Source organism: Chitinophaga sp., from assembly GCF_036569125.1.
GTDB lineage: Bacteria > Bacteroidota > Bacteroidia > Chitinophagales > Chitinophagaceae > Chitinophaga.
The window spans coordinates 1-4,388 of record NZ_DATCRF010000275.1 but is presented as its reverse complement, the minus strand read 5'-3'; the positions used below and the strand labels follow the sequence as shown (position 1 = coordinate 4,388).

Annotated in this window: 2 protein-coding genes; both read right to left on the bottom strand. The window is 49.5% G+C overall.

Annotation, left to right across the window (positions count from 1 at the left end; genetic code table 11):
- The coding region (odhB, locus tag VIM87_RS10100) for a 2-oxoglutarate dehydrogenase complex dihydrolipoyllysine-residue succinyltransferase (RefSeq protein WP_331996876.1) at positions 1-1,455 on the bottom strand (1,455 nt) is incomplete at its 3' end.
- Positions 1,456-1,564: 109 nt separating this feature from the next.
- Positions 1,565-4,321, bottom strand: a complete 2,757-nt coding sequence (locus VIM87_RS10095) for a 2-oxoglutarate dehydrogenase E1 component (RefSeq protein ID WP_331996875.1) — start codon at positions 4,319-4,321, stop codon at positions 1,565-1,567.
- Positions 4,322-4,388: the final 67 nt, after the last annotated feature.

Below are 4,388 nucleotides of genomic sequence, written 5' to 3'. Positions count from 1 at the left end.
GCTCAGCGCCAGGTACATCATCGGGCGTATCACCACCTGGCCATTTACTGCCATGGGGCGCTCCTGTATTTTGTGCATACCTAAAATAGCAGACTGGGGTATGTTAATGATAGGCGTACTCATTAAAGAGCCAAACACCCCGCCATTGGTAATGGTGAAGGTACCACCGGTCATTTCATCCATGGTGAGCTTGTTATCACGCGCCTTGGTGGCCAGCTCTACTACTTTCTTTTCAATCTCTGCCATGCCCAGGCTTTCTGCATTGCGGATCACCGGTACCACCAAGCCTTTGGGGGCCGATACGGCAATAGACACATCGCAGTAGTCATGGTACACCAGCTCTTCCCCGTCAATGTAAGCATTTACAGAAGGGAACTCCTGTAAAGCAAAACAACAGGCTTTGGTGAAGAAGCTCATAAAGCCCAGGTTCACCTCATGCTGTTTTTTGAACACTTCTTTATACTTGGCGCGTATGTCCATGATGTTGGTCATATCCACTTCGTTAAAAGTGGTGAGCATGGCCGTAGTGTTCTTGGCTTCCACCAGGCGGCGGGATACCGTTTTACGCAGGTTGCTCATTTTCTCCCTGCGGTCGTTGCGGGCAAATAGCTCTTTACCTAAAGCCACACCCGGGTTTTGCAGGGCGGCATACACATCATCCTTCAATATTTTGCCATGGGCGCCGCTCCCTTTAATGGAGGAGGGATCCACATGTTTATCTGCTATTACAGCGGCAGCCACCGGGGTAGTTTTAATATTATCCGGGATAGCGGTTACCGGCGCCTGTTGTGCCTGCGGGGTTGCTTTGGCAGCTTCTGCCTTGGCTGGTGTGGCAGCAGGTGCTGCTTTACCTGCCGGGCGGGCGGCGTTGGTATCTATCTGGCAGGCCACATCACCGATCTTCAGCACATCGCCTTCTTTAGCTACTCTTTTTAATATACCGGCTTCTTCTGCGTTCAGCTCAAAGGTGGCTTTTTCGGATTCCATTTCGCACAGCATTTCATCACGCTCTACGTAATCGCCATCCTGTTTCAGCCATTTTACCAGCGTTACTTCACTGATGGATTCTCCAACGGTGGGCACTTTCATATCAATAGTTCCCTTATTGGCCGGCGGAGGTCCAGCGGGCGCTTGTGGTGCAGGTTCTGCTGCTTTGGCGGCAGCAGCTGCTTCCGGCGCGTTGGCAGATACCGGGGCTACAGCGCCTGCAGGTGCAGCAGCATCTGTATCAATAGTACAGGCTACAGCGCCAATGTTTAAGGTGGCACCTTCCGGGGCGGCTATTTTCAGCACCCCTGCTTTTTCTGCATTCAGCTCAAAGGTGGCCTTTTCCGATTCCATTTCGCACAATACTTCATCCTGCTGCACATAATCCCCGTCTTTCTTCAACCACTTCGCAATTGTTACCTCGCTTATAGATTCTCCTACCGTAGGAACTTTGATTTCGACAACCATTATTTCAGTTTTCTGTTTGCAATAATTTCGATTTTAGATTTCAGATTTTAGATTTTAGATTTAATTGGAAACGCTCCAACCTCAAATCGTAAATCTAAAATCGTAAATCTTAAATATTAAACGCTGTTTCAATGATCTCCTGCTGCTCGCGGGTATGCACTTTTGCATAACCGGTAGCAGTGGCAGCGCTTGGGTTACGGCTGATAACGCCGTAGTTGAGCTGCTTCAGGTTCATTTGCAGGTAAGAAGCAGCGCCCATGTTCAGCGGCTCTTCCTGTACCCAGAACCAGGTGGCTCCTTTATACTTCTGGTTAATAGCTTCCAGCTGCGCTACCGGCAAAGGATACAGCTGTTCTAAACGAACAATGGCGATATCCTTACGGCCTTCTTTCACTTGTTTCTCGCTCAGGTCAAAATAAATTTTGCCGCTGCAGAACAGTACTTTCTTCACCTGGGAAGCATCTGTAATGAACGGATCATCCAGCACTTCTTTAAAACCACCCGTAGTAAAATCTTCCTTGGTAGAGTAAGCACCCTGGTGACGCAGGTTTGCTTTGGGCGAGAAGTTCACCAGTGGTTTGCGGAACGGCCAGGTAAGCTGGCGGCGCAATGCATGGAAGAAGTTAGCTGCAGTAGTAATATTGGTAACTACAATATTATATTCAGCACAGGCCTGTAAAAAGCGCTCGGGGCGGGCGTTTGAGTGGTCAGGGCCACCGCCTTCATAGCCATGTGGCAATAACAGCACCAGGCCGTTCATGGTGGTCCACTTTTGTTCGGCGCTGGTCAGGTATTGGTCTATTACGGTTTGCGCACCATTCACAAAGTCGCCATACTGCGCTTCCCACAATACCAGGGTATTGGGGTTAGCCATCGCATAGCCATATTCAAAGCCCATTACGGCAAACTCGCTCAGCAAAGAGTTGTAAATACGGAACTGGCCCTGTTTTTCCTGCAGGTGCGCCAGGCGGTTATAAGTAGCATTGGTGTTTTCGTCAAACAAAATAGCGTGGCGGTGTGAGAAGGTACCACGTTGTACATCTTCCCCGCTCATACGCACATCCTTCCCTTCTATCTGCAGGCTGGCATAGGCCAGCAGCTCGCCGGTAGCCCAGTCTACCTTCCCTTCTGTTTCATATAGCTTGATCTTATCTTTCAGCAGCTTGTCCACCTTACGTAAAGGCACAAAATCTTTGGGCCATTGCATCAGGCTGTTGAACAGGCGGGTAAAATCTTCTTCTTTAATAGCTGTTACCGGTGATTGCTCAAAATCCTGCGGAGTGGCTTTGCGCAGGGCGGCCCACCACTGCTCCGGTTTCTGATGGCTGTAAGGCAGGGGGTGCTGTTTTACTTCATCCAGCCTTTCCTGCAGCTCAGCCCAGAATACTTTTTGCATATCCTTGGCCATTTCCTGCGCATCTGTTTCACCGTTCTTCAGCAGGTACTGGGTATATACTTCGCGCGGATCCGCATGTTTATCGATCAGCGCATACAGGCTGGGCTGGGTAAATTTAGGCTCATCGCCTTCATTATGGCCATGCCTGCGGTAGCAAAGCAGGTCTATGAAAATATCGCAGTTAAATTCCTGGCGGTAGCGGGTGGCTATCTCAGAAACCTTTACCACAGCTTCCGCATCATCCCCGTTCACATGGAAAACCGGCGCCTGCACAATGGCAGCTACGCTGGTACAGTAGTCGGAGGAGCGGGCATCATCAAAATCAGTGGTAAAACCAATCTGGTTATTGATCACAAAATGCATGGTGCCGCCGGTGTAATAGCCTTTCAGATTGCTCATCTGCACCAGCTCATACACCACACCCTGGCCGGCTACAGCAGCATCGCCATGGATCAGTATCGGGAATATCTTATCGTAATCACTGTTATAGATCACATCTGCCTTACTGCGTGCAAAGCCGGTTACCAGGGGGTCTACCACTTCCAGGTGGGAAGGGTTTGGCAGCAGCTGCAGGTTGATCTGTTTGCCGGCAGGCGTATCTATCATAGAGCGGAAACCCAGGTGGTATTTCACGTCGCCGCTACCCATGGTAAGGTCCGGGCTGGCGATGCCTTCAAATTCCGAGAAGATCTGCTCATAGGTTTTGCCCAGGATGTTGGCTAATACGTTTAAGCGGCCACGGTGGGCCATGCCTATCACGGCTTCCTGTACGCCCAGCTCAGAGGCAGCATTGATCATAGCATCCAGCGCGGTAATGGTGTTTTCACCACCTTCCAGCGAAAAGCGCTTCTGACCTATATATTTGGTATGCAGGAATTTTTCGAAGATCACGCCCTGGTTCAGCTTTTGCAGCACACGCTTTTTCTTTTCCAGGGGCATAGGCTGGTGCATGGTGTTCTCCATTTCACGCTGCAGCCATTCTACCTTTTTAGCATCGTTTATATAGGTGAATTCCAGTCCCACAGGACCGGCATATACCTGTTTCAGCCTGTTAACAATATTTTCCAGGGAAGTTTTGCCCAGGCCTATTACCTGGCCGGCAAAGAATTCGCTTTTCAGGTCCGCATCGCTTAAACCAAAGAAAGAGATCTCCAGGTTGGCCTGGCGGTTCTTTCTTTCGCGGATGGGATTGGTTTTGGAGATGAGATGTCCTTTTTTGCGGTAGGCCTGTATAAGCCTGTATACGCTCAGCTCTTTATTAAGCTGATCGCCGGATACGGGTGCAGCACTACTTCCTGCCGCCACTGTTGCCGCTCCTGCTTTACCATTTTGAGTAGATACCGCGAAATCAAATCCTTCAAAAAATTTAACCCATTCGGGATCAACGGCCTGAGGATCTTTACGGTAATCCTGATATAATGATTCAATGTAAGCAGGGTGCGAGTTAGTGACAAATGAGAAGTCCTTCATTTACAACGAGTTTTGCTTGGTCTTCGGTTCAAATTACTTGTTCTGTCGGAATTTGATACCCATTGAT